18 protein-coding genes and 1 pseudogene are annotated in these 23,105 nt (G+C 71.7%); 7 read left to right on the forward strand and 12 right to left on the reverse strand.

Annotated elements, in window-relative coordinates:
- Positions 1–52: 52 nt before the first annotated feature.
- Both ACZ6TI_RS29940 and ACZ6TI_RS29945 read left to right on the forward strand, forming a co-directional pair.
- Positions 53–833, forward strand: a pseudogene (locus ACZ6TI_RS29940) (transposase family protein).
- 211 nt (positions 834–1,044) lie between these two features.
- Entirely contained in the window at positions 1,045–1,938 is an 894-nt protein-coding gene (locus ACZ6TI_RS29945) for a phosphatidylinositol-specific phospholipase C/glycerophosphodiester phosphodiesterase family protein (RefSeq protein ID WP_465348508.1), read from the forward strand.
- Positions 1,939–2,425: 487 nt separating this feature from the next.
- Here the strand turns inward: ACZ6TI_RS29945 and ACZ6TI_RS29950 are convergent, their stop codons facing one another.
- The 11 genes from ACZ6TI_RS29950 to ACZ6TI_RS30000 all read right to left on the reverse strand — a co-directional run bounded on the left by ACZ6TI_RS29950 (position 2,426) and on the right by ACZ6TI_RS30000 (position 17,247).
- Positions 2,426–4,780, reverse strand: a complete 2,355-nt coding sequence (locus ACZ6TI_RS29950) for a putative bifunctional diguanylate cyclase/phosphodiesterase (protein WP_465348509.1) — start codon at positions 4,778–4,780, stop codon at positions 2,426–2,428.
- A 94-nt stretch (positions 4,781–4,874) separates the two neighbouring features.
- The gene (locus tag ACZ6TI_RS29955) at positions 4,875–5,597 is read right to left on the reverse strand and encodes a PP2C family protein-serine/threonine phosphatase (RefSeq protein WP_465348510.1); all 723 of its coding nucleotides are present in this window, start codon (positions 5,595–5,597) and stop codon (positions 4,875–4,877) included.
- A 79-nt stretch (positions 5,598–5,676) separates the two neighbouring features.
- Entirely contained in the window at positions 5,677–6,702 is a 1,026-nt protein-coding gene (locus ACZ6TI_RS29960) for a hypothetical protein (RefSeq protein WP_465348511.1), read from the reverse strand.
- Entirely contained in the window at positions 6,699–7,796 is a 1,098-nt protein-coding gene (locus ACZ6TI_RS29965; protein WP_465348667.1) for a transporter substrate-binding domain-containing protein, read from the reverse strand. The genes ACZ6TI_RS29960 and ACZ6TI_RS29965 overlap by 4 nt, the downstream gene beginning before the upstream one ends.
- A gap of 30 nt (positions 7,797–7,826) precedes the next feature.
- Positions 7,827–8,066 carry a membrane protein insertion efficiency factor YidD gene (gene yidD, locus ACZ6TI_RS29970; protein WP_465348668.1) on the reverse strand — a complete coding sequence of 80 codons (240 nt, stop codon included), beginning with the start codon at positions 8,064–8,066 and terminating at the stop codon, positions 7,827–7,829.
- A gap of 199 nt (positions 8,067–8,265) precedes the next feature.
- A complete protein-coding gene (treZ, locus tag ACZ6TI_RS29975) occupies positions 8,266–10,002 on the reverse strand; it encodes a malto-oligosyltrehalose trehalohydrolase (protein WP_465348512.1) in 1,737 nt (578 codons plus the stop codon).
- On the reverse strand, positions 9,999–12,269 hold the full coding sequence (gene treY, locus ACZ6TI_RS29980; RefSeq protein ID WP_465348513.1) for a malto-oligosyltrehalose synthase: 2,271 nt from the start codon (positions 12,267–12,269) through the stop codon (positions 9,999–10,001). The genes treZ and treY overlap by 4 nt, the downstream gene beginning before the upstream one ends.
- Positions 12,269–14,380 carry a glycogen debranching protein GlgX gene (gene glgX / locus ACZ6TI_RS29985; protein WP_465348514.1) on the reverse strand — a complete coding sequence of 704 codons (2,112 nt, stop codon included), beginning with the start codon at positions 14,378–14,380 and terminating at the stop codon, positions 12,269–12,271. The genes treY and glgX overlap by 1 nt, the downstream gene beginning before the upstream one ends.
- 125 nt (positions 14,381–14,505) lie before the next feature.
- Positions 14,506–15,408, reverse strand: coding sequence for a ketopantoate reductase family protein (locus tag ACZ6TI_RS29990; RefSeq protein WP_465348515.1), 903 nt, complete (start codon positions 15,406–15,408; stop codon positions 14,506–14,508).
- Positions 15,409–15,412: 4 nt separating this feature from the next.
- Positions 15,413–15,676 (reverse strand): UBP-type zinc finger domain-containing protein, encoded by a 264-nt coding sequence (locus ACZ6TI_RS29995; RefSeq protein ID WP_465348516.1) that lies wholly within the window; start codon positions 15,674–15,676, stop codon positions 15,413–15,415.
- On the reverse strand, positions 15,673–17,247 hold the full coding sequence (locus ACZ6TI_RS30000) for a Na+/H+ antiporter (protein ID WP_465348517.1): 1,575 nt from the start codon (positions 17,245–17,247) through the stop codon (positions 15,673–15,675). Before ACZ6TI_RS30000 ends, ACZ6TI_RS29995 begins: the two co-directional genes overlap by 4 nt.
- Positions 17,248–17,376: 129 nt before the next feature.
- On the opposite strand from ACZ6TI_RS30000, the gene ACZ6TI_RS30005 reads away from it, so the two are divergent.
- From ACZ6TI_RS30005 to ACZ6TI_RS30025, 5 genes are read left to right on the forward strand one after another with little or no spacing between them, the layout of a single operon-like run.
- A complete protein-coding gene (locus tag ACZ6TI_RS30005; protein WP_465348518.1) occupies positions 17,377–18,381 on the forward strand; it encodes a 3-oxoacyl-ACP synthase III family protein in 1,005 nt (334 codons plus the stop codon).
- Positions 18,378–19,097 (forward strand): glycosyltransferase family 2 protein, encoded by a 720-nt coding sequence (locus tag ACZ6TI_RS30010; RefSeq protein ID WP_465348519.1) that lies wholly within the window; start codon positions 18,378–18,380, stop codon positions 19,095–19,097. The genes ACZ6TI_RS30005 and ACZ6TI_RS30010 overlap by 4 nt, the downstream gene beginning before the upstream one ends.
- Positions 19,097–20,566, forward strand: coding sequence for an AMP-binding protein (locus ACZ6TI_RS30015; protein WP_465348520.1), 1,470 nt, complete (start codon positions 19,097–19,099; stop codon positions 20,564–20,566). The genes ACZ6TI_RS30010 and ACZ6TI_RS30015 overlap by 1 nt, the downstream gene beginning before the upstream one ends.
- Positions 20,563–21,636 carry a cytochrome P450 gene (locus tag ACZ6TI_RS30020; protein WP_465348521.1) on the forward strand — a complete coding sequence of 358 codons (1,074 nt, stop codon included), beginning with the start codon at positions 20,563–20,565 and terminating at the stop codon, positions 21,634–21,636. Before ACZ6TI_RS30015 ends, ACZ6TI_RS30020 begins: the two co-directional genes overlap by 4 nt.
- A 13-nt stretch (positions 21,637–21,649) precedes the next feature.
- On the forward strand, positions 21,650–22,459 hold the full coding sequence (locus tag ACZ6TI_RS30025; RefSeq protein ID WP_465348522.1) for an NAD-dependent epimerase/dehydratase family protein: 810 nt from the start codon (positions 21,650–21,652) through the stop codon (positions 22,457–22,459).
- Here ACZ6TI_RS30025 and ACZ6TI_RS30030 read toward each other — a convergent pair.
- The gene (locus tag ACZ6TI_RS30030) at positions 22,456–23,061 is read right to left on the reverse strand and encodes a hypothetical protein (protein WP_465348523.1); all 606 of its coding nucleotides are present in this window, start codon (positions 23,059–23,061) and stop codon (positions 22,456–22,458) included. The two genes, ACZ6TI_RS30025 and ACZ6TI_RS30030, sit on opposite strands and share 4 nt — an antisense overlap.
- Between the last annotated feature and the right edge of the window lie 44 nt (positions 23,062–23,105).

The following is a 23,105-nucleotide window of genomic DNA, read 5'->3' on the forward strand; positions in this document are numbered from 1 at the left end:
TATCCCGTAACCCGGTGAAGGTCCGAGTCGGGCGGTGGGTGATCATCGATGGGTGCAGGTGCTCTCAACCTCTCGCTCAGAGTTGATCCACCCCTTCACCGGCTTGCAGCCGGCCCAGTTCCGCCGCCTCGTGCGCTTGGTCGCCAAACGCGGCGGTGACGCCACCACCGGCAGGCGACCGGGCCCGCCGTGGGCGCTGACCCTGCCCGACCGCGTCTTGCTGGTGGCCGTGTACTGGCGCACGAATCCGACCATGCGCCAGCTCGGCGCCCTGTTCGGGGTTTCTCACTCGGCAGTGCACCGGGTGATCGATATCCTCGGGCCGCTACTCGCGTCGGCGCCGGTACGCCACTGCCCGAAAGACCAGGTCACGATCGTGGACGGCACCCTGATCCCGACCCAGGATCACCGGCTCGCCGCGCAGAGCAAGAACTACCGCTACTCGACCAACCTGCAGGTGGCGATCGACGCGAACACCCGCCTCGTCATCGCCTTCGGCGACCCGCAACCCGGCAACCGCAACGACACGATCGTGTACCGCAGCAGCGGCACCAACACCCAACTCGCCGGTCGCGAGGTGATGGCCGACGGCGGCTACCGCGGGAACCTCGAAGTGATCATGCCGTACCGCAAGCCCCCGTGACGGCAGCGAGTTACCCGAGTGGAAGCAGGACTATAACGCTAGGCGTCGCAAAGTCCGGGCCCGTGTCGAACATGCCCTGTCCCGGCTCAAGACCTACAAGATCCTACGCGACTACCGTCGCGCCGCCCGGACCTTGGCCCTCACCGCATCCGGTATCGCCCACCTGCACAACATCGCTCTGTCCAGCTGACCGGAAACCGGTGGCGAGCAACGCCTGCATCGAGTTACAAGACATCGCTTAGGGACCAGGTTCCGTGGAGGCCTCGAGGCGGCTCCCCTCCGGGCTGCCACCCCACCGCCGGGCGCAACCGGTGTCGGACGACGGCTCATGTCCTTGAAATCGCGAAAGGTTGACACGGTGCATTCGTGCCGATGTCACCCTCGCTTGGCATGCTCGGGGCATGCATATCAGTCGATCCCTGGGGCGTCGCTTCGTGACGCTGGTGACGGTCGCGTCGGCGCTGCTCGCGATGGGGGCCGCGCCGGCCGTGGCGGGTTCCGCTTCGGAGGCGGCGGGTGGCCGGCCGGTCCGGCCGCTGGCGCAGGCTCATGCGCACAACGACTACGAGCACGAGCGACCGCTGTTCGATGCGCTCTCGCACGGGTTCAGCAGCGTGGAGGCGGATGTCTATCTTGTCGACGGCGAGCTGCTGGTCGCGCACGATCCCGAGGACGTGCAAGCCGGCCGCACGCTGGAGAAGCTCTATCTCGAGCCGCTGGCGCGGCGGGTTCGGGCCAATCACGGCACCGTCTATCGGGGCAGCCGTCAGCAACTGCAGCTGCTGGTCGACATCAAGAACACCGGCGCCGAGACCTACGCCGAGTTGCATCAGGTGCTGGCGCGTTATCGGCGGATGCTGACCACCTATGCGTTCGGCCGGGTTCTTGCCGGTGCGGTGACCGTGGTGATCAGTGGCGACCGCCCGCGGGACCTGATGGCCGGGCAGCGGGTCCGCTACGCGTTCTATGACGGCCGGCGCACGGACCTGGGGACCGGCACTCCCGCGTCCTTCATGCCGCTGGTCAGCGACAACTGGACCACGATCTTCACTTGGCAGGGCGTCGGCCCGATGCCCGCGGCCGAGCGCGAGACGCTGCGCCAGTTCATCGCCACCGCGCACGCCGATGGGCAGCGGGTGCGCTTCTGGGCGACCCCCGAGACACCCGGACCACCCCGCGAAGCGGTCTGGTCGGAACTCCTCGCCGCCGGCGTGGACCACATCAACACCGACGACCTGGCCGGCCTCGAATCCTTCCTCAGATCCCGCCAGCTGGACCATCGAGCCGCAGCCTGAAACCCCGCGCTGTGCCTGCGGACGAGGGGCGCAGGCACAGCGCGCGGCGCCCCGGCAGGCAAGCCGGGGGCGTCGGGCGTGCAAGCACAAGAAGGTGGTGCGTTTCGCCGGGCTGGGAAGCCATGCGCAGCGGAGTCCAAGACGAGACGCAGCCCGGAAAGACGAGACGCAGCCCGGAAAGACGAGGCGCGTTAGACCAGCGCGGAGTGAGACCCCGCGATCCTCGGGACAAGCGCGGGGGCCGAGCGCGGAGATATGCGCGGCGCAAGGCGCGCCTAAGGGGTGCGCGGAATGAAAGACGCCGGCCCTGACTCGCAAGGCCCGGGATCATGCGTGCGCGGTCCGCCGAATCCATGGCCCAGCCAGGCCGCGAGGGCCCTCGGAACAAGTCGCGCCGCGGCGCGACTGCCCGCACCCGCAAAGCAGGACGTCCGAACATCAAGAAGGCGACTACACCTGAGGTCACCACCTCCGTGCGCTGGGCGTCCTAGGAGGCTAGGTGGGCGCTTCCGATCGGGGCGTCGGCGGCCGCGTGCGAATGGGGCTGGTGCGGCACCGATGTCGGCGTCAAGCGGTGCGGCGGCACCGGCTGCCCGAACAGATATCCCTGTCCCAGCGGACACCCCAGATCGGCCATCGCCTGCGCTCGCGACACCGTCTCCAAGCCCTCCGCCACCACCGTCAGCCCCAGCTCGCCGCAGATCGCCAGCACCGAGCGGCACAACGCCCCGGCCCGGTCCGGCGTGACGTCCACATCGGTCAGCGTGGCGTCCAGCTTCACGATGTCCACGGGCAGCGAGTGCAGCTGGGCCAGGGCGTTGTACCCGCTGCCGAAGTCGTCCAGTGCCAGGCGCACCCCGTGCGCACGCAGTCGTTCGGCCACCTCCACGGCGCGCGGCATGTCCGGGATCCGCCGCGTCTCGGTGATCTCCACGACCAGGCGGGACGCGCGCACCGCATGACGCTCCAGCGCCTGCAACACCGCGTCTTCGAGACCCTTCTGACCCAGCCGCGCCGCGGAGACGTTGACGTGCACGTCGATCGGGCGGCCGTAAGTGTTCGCCAGCGCGGCCGCGTCCGCGCACGCCCGGTCCAGCACGAAGTCGTCGATCGCCGCCACCAGGCCGGTGCGCTCCGCGACCGTGACGAAGACGTCGGGATCGACCAGGCCGGCCACCGGATCCGTCCACCGTGCCAGGGCCTCGACCGCGACGGTGGCGCCGTCCGAGAAGCGCACGATCGGCTGGTAGTACACCTCGAAACCGGCCATCGCCGGATCGCCTGACAGGGCCCTCGCCAACAGGTGCGGCAGGTCGGCCTGGGGGCCGCCGTCGGCGGCGCCCGCGTATCGGGCGATCGTGCCCTTGCCCTTGCGCTTGCTGGCATACATCGCCGCGTCGGCCCGGCGGAGCAGGATGTCCGCGGACAGTTCCGCGTCGCCGATCTCGGGCTGCACCAGGCCGATGCTCGCGCCCACCCCGATGGTGTGCCCGTCCAGCATGAAGGGCTCGCGCAGCGCGTGCAGCATCCGGTGCCCGATCCGCTCGGCGTCGACGGCCCGGTGCTCGAGCAGCACCGCGAACTCGTCGCCGCCCAGCCGGGCCACCAGATCGCCGGACGGCACGCAGCCGAGCAGGCGCTCACCGATCGCGCGGAGCAGGCGGTCGCCCATCGCGTGCCCGAAGCTGTCGTTGATCAGCTTGAAGTCGTCCAGGTCGGCGAAGAGCAACGCGATCGGGCGGTGCTGCCGGTGGTGGGCGTCCAGCGCGCCGACCAGCCGCTCGCGGAAGAGCGCGCGGTTCGCCAGCCCGGTCAGCGGATCGTGATAGGCCTGATGGTGCAACCGTTGCTGCCATTCGGAGACCCGGGACAGCAGCACCGTGTTGTCCACGATCGTGAACATCTGCCGGGCCACCACGAGACCGAGGCCAAGCCACCCGAGGTACGCCTCGAACGACGACAGACTGCCGCCGGTCCCGGTGCGTACCGCGAGCACCACACCGGTCGCGACCACCGGCACATAGGGCAGCAGCAGATGCAGATGGTCCGCGTCGGCGCGGCCGACGGCGGTGTCGCCGGGCAGCGGCGGCGGAGTGAGCGCGGCCAGCGCCAGCAGCGCCGGGCCGAGCAGATAGCCGATGGTGCCGGCCGGCGACAGCTCGCCACCGATGTCGAGGAACCGCAGCACGTCGGTCACCCCGAAGGCGACCAGCGCCAGCGCGATCAGCCGCAGCGGCCGCCGCACCGCCGGGCTGGCCGGCCGCATGGTCAGGATCAGCACCGCCATCGTGGCCAGGATCAGATCGGCGATCGGATAGGCCAGCGCCAGCCCGACCACTACCGGCGTCTCGTCGGCCTGGTCGAACACCCGGCCCGGCACCAGCGACCAGACCAGCGCCACCAGCGACCCGGCGATCAGCACGCTGTCGATCACCAGCACGATCACGTCCCGCCGCCCGGGCAGCGGCACCGGCCGGGGCAGCGCGGCGGCGCCCACCACCAGCGACAGCAGGATGCACACCGGCAGCACCAGGAAACCGATGTCGCCGATCAGGATCCGGTCGTCGCGCGCGGGGTCGAGGAACGCCTCGGCGATCCACCACAGCCGCATCGCGCTCCAGCCGGCCAGCCCGCCGCCGAGCAGCAGCCGCCATTGCCGCGGGGTGCCGATCCGGGCCCGGCCGCTGTCGATGCAGACCCACGCGGCGATCGCGCCGGCCAGCATCTGGGCGACGAGCAGGAAGACCCGGCGGGCGTCGCCGGCGGGCAGCACGAACTGACCGGCCGCCGCGACGGCGGCGACGATCGCGAGCGTGAGGGGAAGCCTTGCCCTCGTCGTCATCACCACCGCAGGTCCGGAGCCGTTCGGCCCGGCAAAGGTCCGGACTCCGAAGTCCGGTGAAAAGTACCGCAGTAAGGTACCGCAGGTCCTGCCGTCAGTCGCCGCTTGTCAGATCGGCCACGATCACCGTGATGTTGTCCGGGCCGCCGCCCTCGAGCGCCAGCTCGATCAGGCGCTCGCAGCAGACCTGCGGCTCGGCGCCGGTGAGCAGCTCCGCCTCGATGCGCTCGGCCGGCACCACCGTGGTCAGGCCGTCACTGCAGAGCAGCCAGCGGTCGCCGAGCTGCGGCTCCACGATCACGTAGGACGGGCTGACCGGCTCGCCCTGCAGCGCCTGGGTGACCACCGCGCGGCGCGGGTGCCCGGCCGCCTCCTCGGGCCGGATCAGGCCCTGGTCGACCAGCATCTGAACATAGGTGTCGTCCTTGGTGAGCTGGTTGAGCCGGCCGTCGCGCAGCAGATAGGCCCGGGAGTCGCCGACGTGCGCGAGCGCGGCCCGGTCGCCGGAGAAGATGACCGCCGTCATCGTGGTGCCCATGCCCTGCAGCGAAGGGTCGCCGGTCACCGTCTCGGCGATCCGGCCGTTGGCCGCTTCCAACGCCTTGTGCAAGGCGTCCATCTGATTCTCGTTGTCGATCGCCACATCCAGCGAGGCCATGGCGTCCACCGCGAGTCGGCTGGCCACATCCCCGGCCGCCATCCCACCCATGCCATCGGCCACGACGAGAAGGCGCTCACCGGCATAGAACGCGTCCTGATTGTTGCTCCGGACGCGGCCTTGGTCGGTGACGGCGGCCCACCGCAGGTGCAAGGTCATGGCGAGAGCTTGCCAGGTCGTGTCCAGCGTGTCTGCACGCGGTGGGCGGCGCGCCGCAGATGGTGCGTGGAAAACGTTGTCAGACGGGGTCAAGGGGCCTCCCCAGGCATCTCGGGTCGATCTCGGTGGCCCGCCGGCCGGGCGCCACCCAGGCGAGCGCGGACTCGTCCGCGGCCCAGCCGCGCACCATCACCACGCTGTCCGGGCCGTCCACCGGCTCCGGGCAGAGCGTCTTGGAGCGCACCCGGTCGTTCGGCAGGAAGGTCACCTGCCCGTTGCGCTCGAGCACCGTGGTCGAGGTGTCGTCGACCGAGATCAGCTGGCCGCGCACCACGTCGGTGACCGGCTCGTCCCGCGGACCGGTCTCCACCGCGCTGTTCGGCAGCACCGGAGCGCGCAGGAACACCACGCCGATCACCAGCGGCGCCACCAGCGCGGCGCCGACCGCGGGCCAGTGCGTCGCGAACCGCGCGGCGCGGCTCGGCACCGGGCCGGTGAGAAAAGGACCGAGGATCGGGGGTACGCCGAGCAGCAGCGCCGTGGTGTGTTCCCCGGCCACCACCGCGTCCCGGATCCCGGGCAGCACGAAGATCAGCACCAGGGCGCCGACCACCACCGGCACTCCCGTGACGATCCACGGCAGCAGCCACCGGTCCGCCTCGAACCGCTGCACCGCGGTCAGCCCCATGATCGAGACCACCAGCATGAGCAGCACCGGCAGCAGCCGCAGTTGCCAGGTGAGCCCGGCCAGCACCGCGGCCAGCAGCACCACCCAGTCGGGCATCCGCAGCGCGGTCACCGCGAGCAGCGACCGCCCGGCCTCGGCCGGCGCGCTGACCAGCAGGATGCCGCCGAGCGCCCGCAGCACCAGGATGATCGCCGGGATCGCCCAGATCAGCGTGATGCCGAGCGCGCCGATCATGCCGAGCGGGCTGATGTATTGCACCAGCAGCAGCATGGTCGGCAGGTCCTGCCGGCTCAGGTACCAGAGCCGGAGCACGAGCAGCACCAGCGGGAACGCGGGCAGCGCGGTCAGCAGCCAGTTGAGCTGAGCCCGCCGCCGCCGTGGCGCGACCCCGCCGTCCTTGACCCAGATGTCGGTCATGGGATGACGTTCTCCCACGGCTGTTCGCGGACGTCGGGCTTCTTGACGTCGGGCTGCTGCGCCTGCGCGATCGGGGTGTTGACCACGTTTTCCGGCCGGTTGTTGGCGATCACCTCGGACTGGAAGTTCTTCTCGTAGGCGACCTCCCACCGGTCGTCCCGCGGATCCTTCAGCGAGCGATAGAGGGTGAGGTCCACCAGCGTCTTCAGGGCGTCGTTCTGCCCGACGTTCACGCCCCACGACTCGGTCTGGTCCAGCCCGAGATCCCAGTGCGCGAACTCCTTCGGATACTTCGCCTTGTATCCGGCCAGGATCGCGGCGTCGGTGGTGACCGCCTCGACCTTGCGGTCACGCAACTCGTCGAAGCACTCGCTGATCCGGTTCTTCCGGTGCAGGATGGCCATTGCCTTCTCCGGCGCCGACTCACTGGTGGCGGTCGAGAGCGTGCAGACCTGCTTGTGGCGGAAGTCCTCCAATGCGGACACCGGCGGATGGCCGGCCAGCGTGACCACCGACTGCTCGGTGAAGAGGTAGGGCTCCGAGAACGTCACTCCGGTCATCGCCTCGCGCTTCTCGGTGATGCTGTAACTCGCGATCACCATCTTCACCGGCACCCGTTTGCCGTCCGGCTCGGTGGCCTGCATCCGGGCGCGGTCCTCGCTCTCCATCGCATAGAACCGCACCTCGCTGCGGCGGAACCCGAGGTCCTCGGCGATCATGTATGCGATGTCGATGTCGAACCCCGACCAGGTGCCGTCCTCGTTGTAGAGGGCGGTGCCGGGCTGATCGTCCTTCACCCCGATGTCCAGCGTCGACCAGCCCTCGATCCCCGCCTGCGCGCGCAGCTCCTCGATCGACGGCGCCCCGCCCACGAAGAGCCGGACCAGCGTGATCGAGATGGTCAGCACCAGGGCGAGCCCGAGCGCGGCCAGCCGCACGGCCGCGATGGTGAACCGCGGCGGCGGCGGCTCGGGCGACGGCGGCGGCGGAGGCGCCTCGATCGGATCGGCCGGAAACGGATCGGCGGGCACGTCGTCGGGCGACTGCGGAGGCGGCGCGCCGCGACGACGCACCGGCCACACCCGGCGGCTCACATCACCCAACAGAAGCTCCTCGACGAGGGATCACGGCACGGGATCGAAAGTGCCATAAGGCACGCCCGGTCGGCATCGTCGCAGCCGGGCGGCGGTCAGTCGCAGCCCCTTGGCGGTGCCGTAGCGCGAGACCGCCTCCAGCCCGAAGGCCGAGCAGGACGGTTCGTAGCGGCAACGCACCGGCATGCGTGGTGAGAGCACTTTACGGTAGCCACGGATCGCCGCCGTGGTCGCCCGCTCGGGCAGCGGCGTGCGCGCGGCGACCAGCATCGAGGTGGACAGCAGCCCGAAGTCGCAGCAGGGCACGTCGCAGTCGCAGACGTCGCAGTCGCAGAAATCCCAGTCGCGCTTCTTCTTGCGCTTGTGGGAGCGCTTGGGCAGACCGATGTGCACGTGTCGCTTGGACCGGTGTGGAAGCCGCATCCCTGCATGGTGGCTCATGGGTGCGACAAAAACGTCCCCCGACGGGTCAGCGCGCGAACGCCACCACGGCGGATTCGGCGGGCAGCTCCACCCGGTCGCGTTGCAGCACCACGCCCGGCTCGGTGGCCAGCAGCACCCGGCTCGGCACCGCCCGCAGGCTCACGGTCTGCGGCTCGGTGGCCAGGTTGACCGCCACCAGACAGCGGCCGCGGCGCAGCACCACGTACCGGTCGCCGTGCCAGACCTCGATCCGGTCCAGCCGCGGGTCGGTGAGATCGGGCTGTTCGCGGCGCAGCGCGATCAGCCGTTTGTAGAGATCGAGGATCTCCGCGTGGCCGGGCTTGCCGAGCTCGTCCCAGTCCAGCTTGGACCGCTCGAAGGTGGCCGGGTCCTGCGGGTCGGGCACCTCGGTCTCAGCCCAGCCGTGGGTGCCGAACTCGCGTCGCCGCCCGGTCCGCACCGCCGCGGCCAGCTCCGGCTCCGGATGGCTGGTGAAGAACTGCCACGGGTTGCTCGCGGCCCACTCCTCGCCCATGAAGAGCATCGGCGTGAAGGGCGAGGTCAGCAGCAGCGTCGCGCCGCACTTGAGCAGGCCGGGCGACAGGGTGGCGGACAGGCGATCGCCGGCCGCGCGGTTCCCGATCTGGTCGTGATTCTGGAGGTACGCGACAAAGCGGTGCCCGGGCATCGTATGCGGATCGATCGGGCGCCCGTGCCGACGCCGGCGGAAGCTCGACCAGGTGCCGGCGTGGAAGAACGCCCCGGTCAGCACCGTCTCCAGACTCTCCAGCGAGCCGAAGTCGCCGTAGTATCCCTGCCGCTCGCCGGTCAGCAACGCGTGCAGCACGTGGTGCACGTCGTCGTCCCACTGCCCGGTCAGCCCATAGCCGCCCGCCTCGCGCGGCGTGATCAGCGTCGGGTCGTTCAGGTCGGACTCGGCGATCAGCGACAGCGGCCGCCCGAGGTGCGCGGACAGGCTCTCCACCTCGACCGCCATCTCCTCGAGCAGGTGGATCGCGGTCTCGTCGACGAACGCGTGCACCGCGTCCAGCCGCAGCCCGTCCACGTGGTAGTCGCGCAGCCAGGCCAGCATGCTGTCGATGATGTAGCGGCGCACCTCGCCGGACTCCGGACCGTCCAGGTTGACCGCCGGCCCCCACGGGCTGGTGTGCGCCGGGTTCAGATAGGGCGCGAACATCGGGGCATAGGCGCCGCTCGGGCCGAAGTGGTTGTAGACGACGTCGAGCAGCACGCCCAGACCCCTGGCATGGGCGGCGTCGACGAAGCGCTTGAGTCCGTCGGGCCCGCCATATGCCTCGTGCGGCGCGAACCAGCAGACCCCGTCGTATCCCCAGTTGTATTGCCCGTTGAAAGAGTTCACGGGGAGTAGCTCGACCAGGTCGACGCCGAGGTCGACGAGGTGATCCAGACGCTCGATGGCGGCGTCGAAGGTGCCCTCGGGAGTGAAGGTGCCAACATGCATCTCGTAGAGAACGGAGCCCGGCAGCTGACGACCGGTCCAGGCGCCGTCCGACCAGGTGAAGTCGGTGTGGTCGTACACCCGGCTGGGGCCGTGCACCCCGTCAGGCTGCCACAGCGACCGCGGGTCGGGAAGCGGCGTATCGGCATCCGGCAATACGAACGAGTAATCCGTCCCGGCGCGGGCAGAAGGCACGTCCAGCCGCCACCAGCCGTCGTCGCCACGTTCCATGTCGAGCTGATCTCCATCGACCTGAACTCGCATCGGTCCGATAAAAGGCGCCCACACCGAGAAGGCCGTCATGGTTCCTTCACCAGCAATGCCACCGGGTACGTGTCCAGCAGGTCGGCCACCGCCAGCTGGGAGCCGCCGTGCACCGTGTTCGTCAAGACTTCCGTCCAGGTCTGGCCGTCGAGCGACAACGTGGTGTCCTGCCACCCGCCCCGGCGTGACAATCCGACCGGCAGCCGGGTGCCGACCGCCACCACCCCGCCGCGGTCGAAGGCCAGCACGTGCTCGCCCACCCGGCCCTCGGCATAGAGCGGGCGATAACCGGTGAACAGCTCCGGGCGCCGCCGGCGCAGGCGCAGCGTGCGGCTGGTGACCAGCAGCTTGGCCGCGCCCGACTCGTCCACCGGCGGCAGCCAGCCGTCGTCCAGGCGGGCCAGCAGCGCGCGCCGCGCCGCGAAGTCGACCGGGCGGCGGTTGTCCGGGTCGACCAGCGACAGGTCCCACAGCTCGGTGCCCTGATAGACGTCCGGCGCGCCGGGCATGGTCAGCTGCGTCAGCTTCTGCCCGAGCGAGTTGGACCAGCCGGGCGCCGTGATCGAGGCGGCGAAACCGGCCACCTCCTCGTGCAGCGACGGGTCGTCGTAGATCCGGTCGACCATCTCGCGCAGCGCCGTCTCGAAACCCTCGTCGGGGTGCTGCCAGGTGGTCGACGCCGCGGCCTCACGGGCGGCCTTCAGCGCGTACGCCTGAAGTCTGTCCCTGGAGATCGGCCACGCACCCACCGCGGCCTGCCAGACCAGATGGGCCAGTGACGGGTCGGGCAGGGGGTTGATCCGCACCCAGCGGCGGACCACCTCGGTCCAGTCGCCGGGCAGTTCGGCGAGCACCGCGAGGCGCGCCCGGACGTCCTCGCTGCGCTTGGTGTCGTGGGTGGACAGGCTGGTCATGGCGTCCGGGAACCGACGCTGCCGGGCGGTCTGGCACTCGTGGAAGTCGTCCGGAGTGAGGCCGAACTTCACCGGGTCGTTGCCCACCTCGTTGCGCGCGGTGAACCTGGTCCAGCGGTAGAACGCGGTGTCCTCCACGCCCTTGGCCATCACCGCGCCGGTGAACTGCTGGAACCGCACCGCCAGTTCGTCGGCCGGGTTGCGCAGCCGCGCGGTGAGCTGGTCGAGCACCGGGATCAGCCCGGGCCGGCGGCGGCCCGCCTCGGAGCGCGCCCGGGCCAGGTGCCGCGCGCCGAACGGCAGGTAGGAGCGGTAGACCGGGAAGCAGGCGGCCAGCTCGGCCAGGGCGCGGGGCGCGGCCTCGATCTCGGGTACGAGACGCGCCATCCGGGCGAGCTCGGCCGCGAGCATGGTGGTCGCCACCGCGAGCTTGGTCTCGTGCACCAGGTCCTGCCAGGACGTCTCGGTGCCGGTCAGGTGATGGTCGAGCGTGTCGAAGAACGCCTCGGTCGTGCTGTCCACGAAGACGCCGCAGACCTCGGCCATCGCGTCGTAACCCGTGGTGCCGGCCACCGGCCAGTCGGGCATCTCCTCGCCCGGCTCGAGGATCTTCTCGACCACCAGCCAGGCCTCCGGCGCCGCCTCGTGCAGCCGCCGGAAGTATGCCTCCGGATCGCGCAGCCCGTCCGGGTGATCGACCCGGATGCCCTGCACCGCGCCCTCGCGCACCCAGCGCAGCACCTCGGCGTGGGTGGCGTCGAACACCTCCGGGTCCTCGACGCGCAGGCCGGCCAGGTCGACGATCGCGAAGAAGCGGCGGTAGTTGAGCTCGCTGTCGCCGCGCGTCCAGTTGACCAGCTCGTAGTGCTGCCGGTCGTGCACCTCGCGCGCGCTGCCCTCGCCGGTGCCCTCGGCGATCGGGTAGCGCTTGTCGAAGTAGCGCAGCTCCCCGTCCTCCACCCGCAGTTCGTCGAGCGCGTCCGGGTCGTCGGCCAGCACCGGGATCAGCAACCGCCCGCGGTCCCAGTCGATGTCGTACCACTTCGCGTAGGCCGACTCCGGGCCGTTGCGCAGGACGTCCCACCAGCTCGGGTTCGCGGACGGCACGCCCACCCCGGCGTGGTTGGGCACGATGTCCACGACCAGGCCGAGCCCGGCCGCGTCCAGCGCCTTGCGCAGCAGCAGCCGGCCCTCCTCGCCGCCGACCGCGGGATTCACCCGATCGTGGTCGACCACGTCGTAGCCGTGCTCGGAACCGGGCGTCGCGGTCAGCAGCGGCGCCGTGTAGAGGTGGCTGACTCCCAGGTCGGCCAGGTAGTCGGCGAGCTCGGCGGTGGCCTTCAGCGGGAAGTCGGGACGTACCTGGACGCGATAGGTGGCGGTAGGGGGCATCAAACCGTCCTGTCCAACACGATGAGCGAGCGGTCCGGCACGAGGATCGTGCCGCCGGCCTCGACGACGGCGGGGCGATCCGCCGACGGTTCGGCCGTCTCGATGACCCTTTCCCACTTCTCGCCGTATTCAGCCGGGGGCGTGGCGAATTCGATGGGCGCGTCGTGCGCGTTGAAGCACAGCAGGAAAGACGAGTCGACGTGGCGCTGACCGTATTGCCCGCGCTCGCGGATGCCCTCGCCGTTGACGAAGAGCGCGACCGCCCGGCCGAAGTCGTTGCCCCAGTCGTCGCCGGTCATCTGCCGCCCGTCCGGCGTGAACCAGGCCAGGTCGGGCAGCGGGTCGCCGCCGCCGCGCGCGGTCACCGGCAGACCGGTGAAGAACCGGCGGCGCTGGAACACCTGGTGGCGGTGCCGGAAAGCGGTCAGCTTGCGGGAGAACTCGAGCAGCTGCTCGTCCGCGCTCTCCCAGTCGATCCAGCTGATCTTGCTGTCCTGGCAGTACGCGTTGTTGTTGCCGCCCTGCGTGCGGCCCAGCTCGTCGCCGTGCGAGATCATCGGCACGCCCTGGCTGAGCAGCAGCGTGGCCAGGAAGTTGCGGCGCTGCCGGGCGCGCAGCGCGAGCACCTGCGGGTCGTCGGTCGGTCCCTCGACGCCCGAGTTCCAGGACCGGTTGTGGCTCTCCCCGTCCCGGTTCTCCTCGCCGTTCGCCTCGTTGTGCTTGTCGTTGTACGACACCAGGTCGTTGAGCGTGAACCCGTCGTGCGCGGTGACGAAGTTGATCGAGTGAAACGGCTTGCGGCCGTCGTCCTGATAGAGGTCCGCCGACCCGGTGATCCGGGACGCGAACTCGGCCAGCGTGGCCGGCTCGCCGCGCCAGAAGTCGCGGACCGTGTCACGGTATTTCCCGTTCCACTCGGTCCAGTTCGGCGGGAAGTTGCCGACCTGGTAGCCGCCCGGCCCGACGTCCCACGGTTCGGCGATCAGCTTGACCTGGCCGACCACCGGGTCCTGCTGCACCACCTCGAAGAACGTGGACAGGCGGTCCACGTCGTAGAACTCGCGGGCCAGGGTGGACGCCAGGTCGAAGCGGAAGCCGTCGACGTGCATCTCGGTCACCCAGTAGCGCAGCGAATCCATGATCAGCTGAAGGCTCTGCGGGCTGCGGACGTTGAGGCTGTTGCCGGTGCCGGTGTAGTCCATGTAGAACTGCGGCTGGTCGTCCACCAGGCGGTAGTAGGTGCGGTTGTCGATGCCCTTGAGGCTCATCGTCGGCCCGAGGTGGTTGCCCTCCGCGGTGTGGTTGTAGACGACGTCGAGGATGACCTCCATGCCGGCCGCGTGCAGGGCCTTGACCATGCCGCGGAACTCCTGGGTCTGCTGGCCGAGCGAGCCCATCGCGGAGTAACCGTGATAGGGCGCGAAGAAGCCCAGCGTGTTGTAACCCCAGTAGTTGCGCAGGCCGAGGTCGACCAGCCGGTTGTCGTGCACGAACTGGTGCACCGGCATCAGCTCGACAGCGGTCACGCCGAGGCTCTTCAGGTGCTCGATGATCGCCGGGTGGCCGATCGCCGCATAGGTCCCCCGCATGTCCCGGGGCACGTCGGGGTGCCGCTCGGTGAGCCCCTTGACGTGCGTCTCGTAGATCACCGAGTGGTGGTAGGGGATGTCCGGCCGGCGATCGTTGCCCCAGTCGAAGTACGGGTTGACGACCACGCCCTTGGCCATGTGCGGCGCCGAGTCGAGATCCGACATCTGGTCCGGGTTGTCGAAGTCGTAGGCGTAGAGCGACGGGTGCCAGTCGATGTCCGCGTCGACCGCCCGGGCATAGGGGTCGAGCAGCAGCTTGTGCGGGTTGCAGCGGAGTCCACGATGGGGGTCGTAGGGCCCGTAGACCCGGTATCCGTAGCGCTGCCCCGGCTCGACCCCGGGCAGGTAGGCGTGCCAGACGAACGCGTCCTGCTCGTGCAGCTGGACCTTGCGCTCGTTGCCGGACGGGTCGAAAAGACACAACTCGACCGCTTCGGCCACCTCGGAGAAGATCGCGAAGTTCGTGCCCGTCCCGTCGTACGTCGCTCCCAAGGGGTAGCGGTGGCCAGGCCAAACCTGCATGTTCTGTTCCCTGCCCTTCGACTCGCCCGCGGCCGGACATCGGTGATCCACTCTTGCCCGTGTCCGGCCTCATTCTCACCCAGGGTGGCGACAATCTCCGCGCCACCGTCCGCCGGCCGAGTGGTTCACCCGCGACGGGCCTGGTAGATCGCCAGACGCGTATACGCCGCGGTGAGCAGCGGCACAGGCACGCCCAGCCGATCGGCCTCCGCCACGAAGTCGCCGAGGATGGTGTCCGCCTCCACCGGCGCGCCGGCGATCATGTCGCGGTACATCGACGAGGTGGTCGGTTCGGCGCTGGAGATGACCGAGGTGAGCGCCGTCCGCCAGAACTCGCCCGCCGGGTGCCCGGCGGCGGCCGCGATGGCCATCGACTCGGCGGCGATCCCGCTGGTCACGGCCGGTCCGCCGGGGGCCGCGTTGATCTCCCCGATGGGGGCGCCGAGCAGCGTGGTGGCGGCCGCGGTGCTGGCCAGGAAGACCCATTTCTCCCACATCTCCTGGACGATGTCGCCGACCGCCGCCGCGGCGAACCCCGCGCCGTCGAGCGCCGCGGTGACCTCGCCGACCCGCCCGGGATCGCCGAGCGGGCCGAACAGCAGCCGGTGCAGGTCGGTGAGCTGCACCACGTCACCGCCGTCGTCCAGGGTCGCGTGGATCATGCAGACGCCGCCGTACACCCTCTCCGTGCCGAAGGCGTCACTCAGCGTGCGGAGATGCCGCATGCCGTTGAGCAGCGGCACCACCACCGAGCGGGCGCCCATCGCCGGGCCGAAGTCGGCCATCGCGGGCCGCAGCGCATAGCTCTTCACCGACACCACGACCAGGTCGTACTCCTGCTGGACGGAGGTGATCAGGCGCGGTGTGACGACCGTCTCGCCGGCCGGCGACTTGATCCGCAGCCCACGGTCGGCCAGGACCGCGGCCCGGGCCGGCCGCACCAGGAACGTGACGTCCCGGCCGGCCTGGGCCAGGCGTCCGCCGAAGTAGCCACCGGTGGCGCCGGCGCCCACCATCAGGATGCGCATGCGGCTATCCCAGCACCTCGTCGACATAGCACCAGCGCCAGCTCTCGCCCGGCTCGAAGCTGCGCATCGTCGGGTGGCCGGACTCCTCGTGGTGCCTGGTCATGTGCTGCCGCGGGGACGAGTCGCAGCACGCGACGAACCCGCAGCTCAGGCACAGGCGGACGTGGACCCAGTCGCTGAAGCCGCCCTCGACGCACTGGGGGCAGCCCTTCTCGTATGCACTCTGCGGCGCCGCGTCTCCGGCGTCCTCGAGGTGCTGGCAGATCACTCGTCGTCACTCCGGTTCAACTGGGACTCTTCCAGGTCGAGGTCGCGCTGGGCTCGGGTGAGCACCTCCTCCGGGATGCGCCCCTCGTTGCGGGCGATCTTGAAGACGTGCCGTTCGGCGGTGATCATCTCGCGCCGGAGCCGGCCGTACGCCGCGGACGGCGTCTCCTGCTCCTGGCTGCCGAGCCGTTCCCAGGCGCCGTTGTTCCTATTCTCCGCGATCGCCCGCAGCCGCTCGACCACCGAGTCGGGCGCGCCGTCCGCGTTCTCCTCCAGCGCCTGGAGCGCGGCCCGGCTGGCCTGATTTTGCACGCTCGCCTCGGCCAGCGCGTCGGCCGTGCTGGTGTCCTCCTTGACGCCCAGCCGCTCGGCCAGGATCGGCAGCGTGGTGCCCTGGATCAGCAGGGTCAGCACGATGATCGCGAACGCCACGAAGACGAACAGGTCGCGCGGGTATCCGCCGGCCACCCGGTCGGACTCGGGCAGCGAGAGCGCGGCGGCCAGGGTGACCACGCCGCGCATGCCGGCCCAGGCCACCACGGTCGGCCCGGAGATCGGCGGCCGGTCCTCGCGGTTGCGCACCCGGGGGATCAACCGGGCCAGGTACGTCGCCGGGTACATCCAGACGAACCGGGTCACCACGATCAGCCCGAACACCAGCGCGGTGGCCTGGACGGTGGCCATGAGCCCGGTCTCCAGGTCGCTGACCAGCTCGCGCAGTTGCAGCCCGACCAGCAGGAACACGGTGCCCTCGAGGAGGAAGATGATCAGCCGCCAGACCGCCTCCATCTGCAGCCGGGAGGTCGGCGACAACAGGTAGGGGATCCGATGGCCCAGATAGAGCCCGGCCACCACCACCGCGACCACGCTCGAGGTGTGCAGCCGCTCGGCGATGATCACCACCAGGAACGGGGTGAGCAGCGAGACCGCGTCGTCCAGCAGCGGATCCTTGATCTTCTTGTGCAGCCAGGCGGCGGCCAGCGCCGCCGCGAAGCCGAGCAGCAGCCCGCCGCCCGCGGTCATCACCACGTCGCCGGCGATCTGCCAGAAGCCGACCGCCAGGCCGGTCAGCGCGCCGGTGGCCACCCGCACCATCACCAGCGCGGTGGCGTCGTTGAGCAGACTCTCGCCCTCGAGCAGGGTGACGATCCGCCGGGGCAGGCCGATCCGCCGGGCGATCGCGGTGGCCGACACCGCGTCCGGCGGCGCCACCACCGCGCCCAGCGCGATGCAGGCGGAGAGCGGCACGTCGGGCAGCAGCAGATGCAGCGCGAAGCCGACGATCAGCGCGGTGAACACCACCAGCCCGACGGCGAGCAGCATGATGGGACGCAGCGCGCGGCGGAAGGCCGGCACCGAGGTCTGCAGCGCCGCCACATAGAGCAACGGCGGCAGGATGCCGACCAGCACCAGCTCGGGCTCGATGTGGATCTCCGGCAAACCGGGCACGAAGGACAACCCGAGCCCGGCCACGAGCAGCACCAACGGCGCGACGAACCCCAGCCGCCGGGCGACAGCCGCGCCCGCGACGGCGATCACGATCAATACGACCGTGTCGACGATGCCTTCCATGACCGGAAGCTTAGAGAAGGTTGCGAGCGCGTGGACGTGACGACTCACACTGCGGCCGTCCGGCGGGCCCAGCAAGATTAAGTTCTGGTACTCAGGCCACCTACCAGGCCCGACCGGAAGGGTGGCCGCATGACTTACCCACGCGTGGGCATCACCGCGGTGGCCGGCTGCCTGCCCGCCACCGAGCTGGCCACCGACGAACTGCAGCAGCGGGTCGCCGTGGCCAGCGGGCTGCCCCTGCCGGCCGGCCTGTTCGCGCAGGCCACCGGCATCGACCGGCGGCGGGTGGCGACCGCCGACGAGCACGCCTCCGACCTGGCGATCGACGCCGCCCGGCAGGTGCTCGCCGACACCGGCCTGGACGCCCTCGACATCGACCTGCTGCTGTTCGCCTCGGCCAGCCGCGACATGGTGGAGCCGGCCACCGCGCACGTGGTGCAGGCCGCGCTGGGCGGCCGCGCGCACGCCCTGGACGTGACCAACGCGTGCAACAGCTTCGTCAACGGCATCGATCTGGCCCGCGCGATGATCCTGGCCGGCCGGGCCACCCGGGCGCTGGTGGTGACCGGCGAGACGCCGACCCGGGCGATGCGGCCCCGGCTGGACGGCATGGCCCAGGCCCGCACCGCGTTCGCCGGCTACACGTTCGGCGACGCCGGCGCGGCGGTGCTGGTCGAGCCGGTCGACTCCGGCGGGATCCTGGACGTGGACAGCGAGACCCACTCGGAGCACTGGGCGGTCGGCGGCATCTTCGGCGGCGGTTCCCGGCACCCGCGCGGCGACGAGCACACCTATTTCACCGGCGACGGGCACCGGCTGCGCGGCGTCTTCGAGAAGATCGGCCCCGGCCTGCTGGAACGCGTCAACCACCGGCTGGGACTGACCTTCGACGACTATGCGCACGTGCTGGTGCACCAGGTGACACTGCCCTATCTGCGGCGGTTCGTGGAGATCACCGGCGTGCCCGAGGACAAGCTGGTGGTCACCGTGCCGGAGCTGGGCAACCTCGCGTCGGCCACGCTGGGCGTGCAGCTGGCCGAGGTGCGGCACCGGCTGCGGCCCGGCGACCGGGTGCTGTTCGTCGGTCTGGGCGGCGGCGTCAGCGTGATGACCATGGTCTGGGAGGCGTCGTGACGGCGCTCTGGGTGATCGTGCCGGCCTATCAGGAGGAGGCCCGGATCGACGCCACGCTGGACGCGCTGGCGGCGCAGACCGACCGGGACTTCACCCTGCTGGTGGTGGACAACGGCTCGACCGACGCGACCGCGGCGATCGCCCGGTCGGCCGGCGCGCGGGTGCTGGTCGAGCTGCAGAAGGGGGTGGGCTGCGCGGCGGACACCGGTTTCCGGTACGCGATCGCGCACGGCGCCACGCACCTGGCCCGCACCGACGCCGACTGCCTGCCGCGGCCGGGCTGGGTGGCCGCGGCGAAGTCGTCGTTCGCGGTCGGCGCGCACATGGTCTGCGGGCGGATCACCGCGCGCCGCGACGAGCACGGCATCGCCGGTCGCGCGGTGTTCTCCGGGCTGGTCACGCTGGCCGCGACGTTCGGCCGGCTGCGCCCGGCGCACCTGGCCGGCGACTACCTGACGCCCTATCGGATGCACGCCGGCAACAACATGGCCATCTCGTCGGTGGTCTATCAGGCCTGCGGCGGGATGCCGCGGCGGCCGTCGCCGACCGACCGCATCTTCCTCAACCGGGTCCGCCGCACCACGCCGGCGATCGTGCACAACCGGCGGATGGTGGTCGAGAACTCGACCCGGCGGCTGCGGGCCTACGGCGTGCTCGGCACCGCGAAGTGGTACCTCGACAAGGGAAGTGGCTTACGCACGGCGGATCCCCGCTGATGCTGGCCGAACTGCTGGCAGACCTGCGCGACGGAGACGACCGTCCGGCGATGAGCGGCGCCTCCCGCGCCGATCTGGGCCGGCTCGTCTCCGGGTACGCGGCCGCGCTGCATGCGCACGGCCTGGTGGCCGGGGACACCGTGGGGATGGCGGTGCGCCCTGGTTTCCGGGCCCTCGCGACGATGCTGGCGGCGTACCGGACGGGTTTGCGGATCGCGGTGCTGGACCCGACCGCCGGGCCGGACGTGCTCCTGGCCCGCCTGGGTCTGGCGAAGCCCCGGCTGGTGCTGGCCGACGCCGCGGCGCAGGCGGTGGCCGGCTGGGCGGCGCCGCTGGCCCGGCGTGCCCACCTGGCGCTGCCCGACCTGAGCGCGCTGGCCCCGATCCGCACCGTCGGCCGCCGGCTGCCCGGCAGTGCGCCGGCTTTCCCGCCGGGCCGAGGTGCGCCGCCACCGCCGTTCGAGGGCGACGGCGACGCGGTGATCGTCTTCACCTCGGGCACCACCAGCCGGCCGCGCGCGGTGGTGCACACCCGGGCCGGCCTGTCGGCGGGCCTGCGCGCGGCGCACGACCTGGTGCGTCCGGCGCCGGACCGGCCGGTGCTCGGCGGCACCTTCTTCGTGCTGCTGCCGGCGCTCGCCGGTGGCGCCCCGGTCGCCCTGCCGGCTCGCCGCCCGGCCGCGCTGCATCGCCAGATCCGTCGCCTCGATCCGCAGGCGATCTATCTCACCCCGCCGCAGATCCGGGCGGCGCTGACCGGCGGGGTGCGCTTCGCCGGCCGGGTCTACAGTGGCTCGGCGCCGGTCAGCGCGGGCCTGCTGCGGGCGGTCCGGGCGTCCGGCGCGGCCGAGGTGTGGGGGGTCTACGCGCTCACCGAGGTCTTCCCGGCGGCCGCGGTGGAAAGCGCGGCGAAGTCGGCCTTCACCGGCGACGGCGACCTGGTCGGCGACCTGCTTCCCGGGGTCTGCGCGGTCACCGGGCCGAGCGGCGAGCTGATGCTGAAGGCGCCCAACGCGGCCCACCGATACCTCGGCGAGGAGCCCATCGAATGGGTGGCGACCGGCGACGTCGGCCGGGTCGACGGCCGCACGGTGGTGCTCGGCGGCCGGCTCAAGGACATGATCCTGCGCGGCGCCGAGAACATCTACCCCGGCCTGTACGAGCCGGCCCTGCACGTGCCCGGCGTCTGGCTCGCGGTGATCGTGGGCGTGCCCGCGGGCGACGGCGACGAGCACGTGGTGGCCCTGGTCCAGCCGGCCCCCGGCGCCGACCACATCCGGCTGCGCGCCGACCTGCGCGCCGCGCTGGACCGGATGGGCGCGGCCCGCCCGGACACGGTGATGCTGACCGGCATCCCGCTGGCCGGCCGCTCGCGCAAACCCGACCGGGCGGCGGCCGCCCGGCTCGCCGGCTCGCTGCTGGCCGGCTCGGGCGGCACCGAACAGGCGTTCTGGGAGTGGCGGCGATGAACGGACGCGACCGGGACCGCCGGGTCTATCTGCGCGGCCACCCGCTGCTCTTCACGCTGCTCACGGCGACCCGGCGGCGGCCGGTGGTCCGGCTCGGCGGCACGGTGCTGGTGCACGGGCGTGCGGAGTTCGAGGCGGCGCTGACCCGGGTGCCGCTGGACCGGACCGCGCCGGGAACCACCGGCGGCGTGGCCGGTGATCTGGCCGGGGCGGGTTCGCTCTTCGACCAGCAGGGCGCGGACCATCGGCGCGGCCGGCGGTCGGCGGCGGCCGGCGGGCTGAGCGCGGCGGGCGTGGCCGAGCTTCGCCCGGTCTGGACCGCGCTGCTCGCCGAACGGCTGGCGCCGCTGGCCGCGGGCGCCGACGTCGACCTGGTCCCGCTGGCCGCCGACCTGGCCGGCGCCACCGCCGCGGCCCTGCTCTCCCAGGACGACGAGAACCTGGCGGAGGCGGCGCGGGCGGCGGCCGCCACGGGCGCGCGGGCCCACCTGCCGGGCCTGTTCCGACGACGGGCGCGGCGGGCCGCGGAAACCGCCGCCGCGCGACTGACCTCCCTGGTGGCGCCCGAGGGCGGCGCGGACACCGGGCTGCGCTCGATGCTGGCGGTCGCGGCGATCAGCACGACGGTCGCGGCGCTGCCACGGGCCGCGGCCTGGGCGGCCGACGACGAGCTGTGGGAGTTCGCGGAGAGCGGCCCGCAGGCCCTGGCCGACGAGTTGCTGCGCGTCGTCGCGCCGACACCGCTGCTGCCGCGGGTCGCCGCCGCGGACGCCGAACTGGCGCCGGGCTGCGCGGTGCACGCCGGTGACCGGCTGATGCTGGTCGCCCGGCACGCGGCCGGATCGCATCGGCACGACCCGGATCCGGTGGCGCCCGCCCCGGCCCGGGTGGCCCGGCTGGTGTTCGGGGTCGGGCCACACGCGTGCCCGGGCGCGGGGCTGGCCCGCGCTCAGATGATCGACTGGCTGGCCGCGCTGGCGCCGCACCGGCCGGTGGTGGTCAGGTCCCGTGCGGACCGCCACGCGGCACTTCCGTCCTGGGCCTCGCTGGTCGTCCGGGCCGGCCGATGATGCGGGCGGGGCGATGAAAATCGCGGTCACGGGAGCGAGCGGATTCTGCGGCTCCGAAGTGGCCCGCCGGGCGGCCGCCGCCGGCCACCAGGTGCTCTGCGTGGGTCGCCGGCCGGGCCCGGTGGGCCGCCACCGGCACTGGGACGCGAGCCACGACGTGCCCGATCTGTCCGGCGTGGACGCCGTGCTCCACCTGGCCGCGGCGGTCGGCGACGGGCGCGCCGGCTTCCACGCGGTGAACGTCGGCGGCGCCGCCCGGCTGCTGTCCGCGGCCGGCGACCGCCCGGTGGTGTGGGTCAGCAGCGCCAGCGTCTACTCCCCCGGCCCCTATCCGGCGCCGGTCCGCGAGGATCATCCGACCGGCGGTCAGCGCAGCGAATACGGCCGCACCAAAGCGGCCGGCGAGGCGCTCGCGCTCGACGCCGGCGCGGTGGTGCTGCGCCCGCGGGCGGTCTACGGCCCCGGCGACCCGCATCTGCTCCCCCGCCTGCGCCGCGTGGTGCGTGGCGGCCGCGCGTGGCTGCCCGGCCCGGACGTGCCGCTGAGCCTGACCGCGGTGGAGACGCTGGCCGGCGCGTGCCTGGCCGCGATCGGCTGGCCGCCGGGCGCCTACAACATCGCCGACCCGGTCACCCATCGCCGGGACGCCGCGGTCGGCGCGGCGCTGGGCGTTCCGGTGCGGCACGTGCCGATCTGGCTGGCCCGCGCCGCGGCCGTCGTCGCCGCGCTGCGCCGCGAGCCGGTGCTGACCAGATATGCGATCGATCAGCTCACCGACGGCATGGTGCTGGACACCACCAAGGCGGCGCGGGCACAGGTCTAGAGCGTCGCGATGGAGTGCGAGCGGAAGACCGTGGCCGCGTGCAGGCCGTCGCCGCTGCGGCTGGTGACCACCGCGTCCACCGAGAAGACGTAGTGCGTCTTGCGGGACAGGTTGGTGATCGTGGCGCTCATCTGGCCGCACGGCGTGCGCGGCTGGACCACGATGTAGCCCACGTCCCGCTGCGCGCCGAGCACCAGATCCTGGCTGATCGCATAGAGCCGGAACTCGACCAGGTTGTAGCCGCCGATGTTGTACCAGCTCAGCACCGCGCTGGTGGCGCCCGGCGTGACGTCCAACCCGGCGATCTTGGAGAAGTTGAAGGTGTTGGGCGAGCAGGTCGGCGACGGCGTCGCCCGGCCCGCGTTCGCGCCGGAGTTCAACGGCAGAAACCCAGTCGGGTACGGCGACGGAGTCCCGCCACCGGACGACGGCTTCGGCGACGGCGTGGCGCTGCCCTGGGTCGCGACGATCCAGCTCGGCTCGTCGCCCCGGGTCTGCCCGGCGTCCGCACCGGACGAGCCGAGCGTGCTCGAGGACGACGAGCCGGAGAGCAAGCCGCAGCCCGAGAGCAGCGCCGGCGCCAGCACGGCCAACGCCCACATTCGCAATCCCCGCTTCGTCACGGGAGTCAGATCGGGCCGGGCGA

The organism is Actinoplanes sp. NPDC051388, from assembly GCF_055586225.1.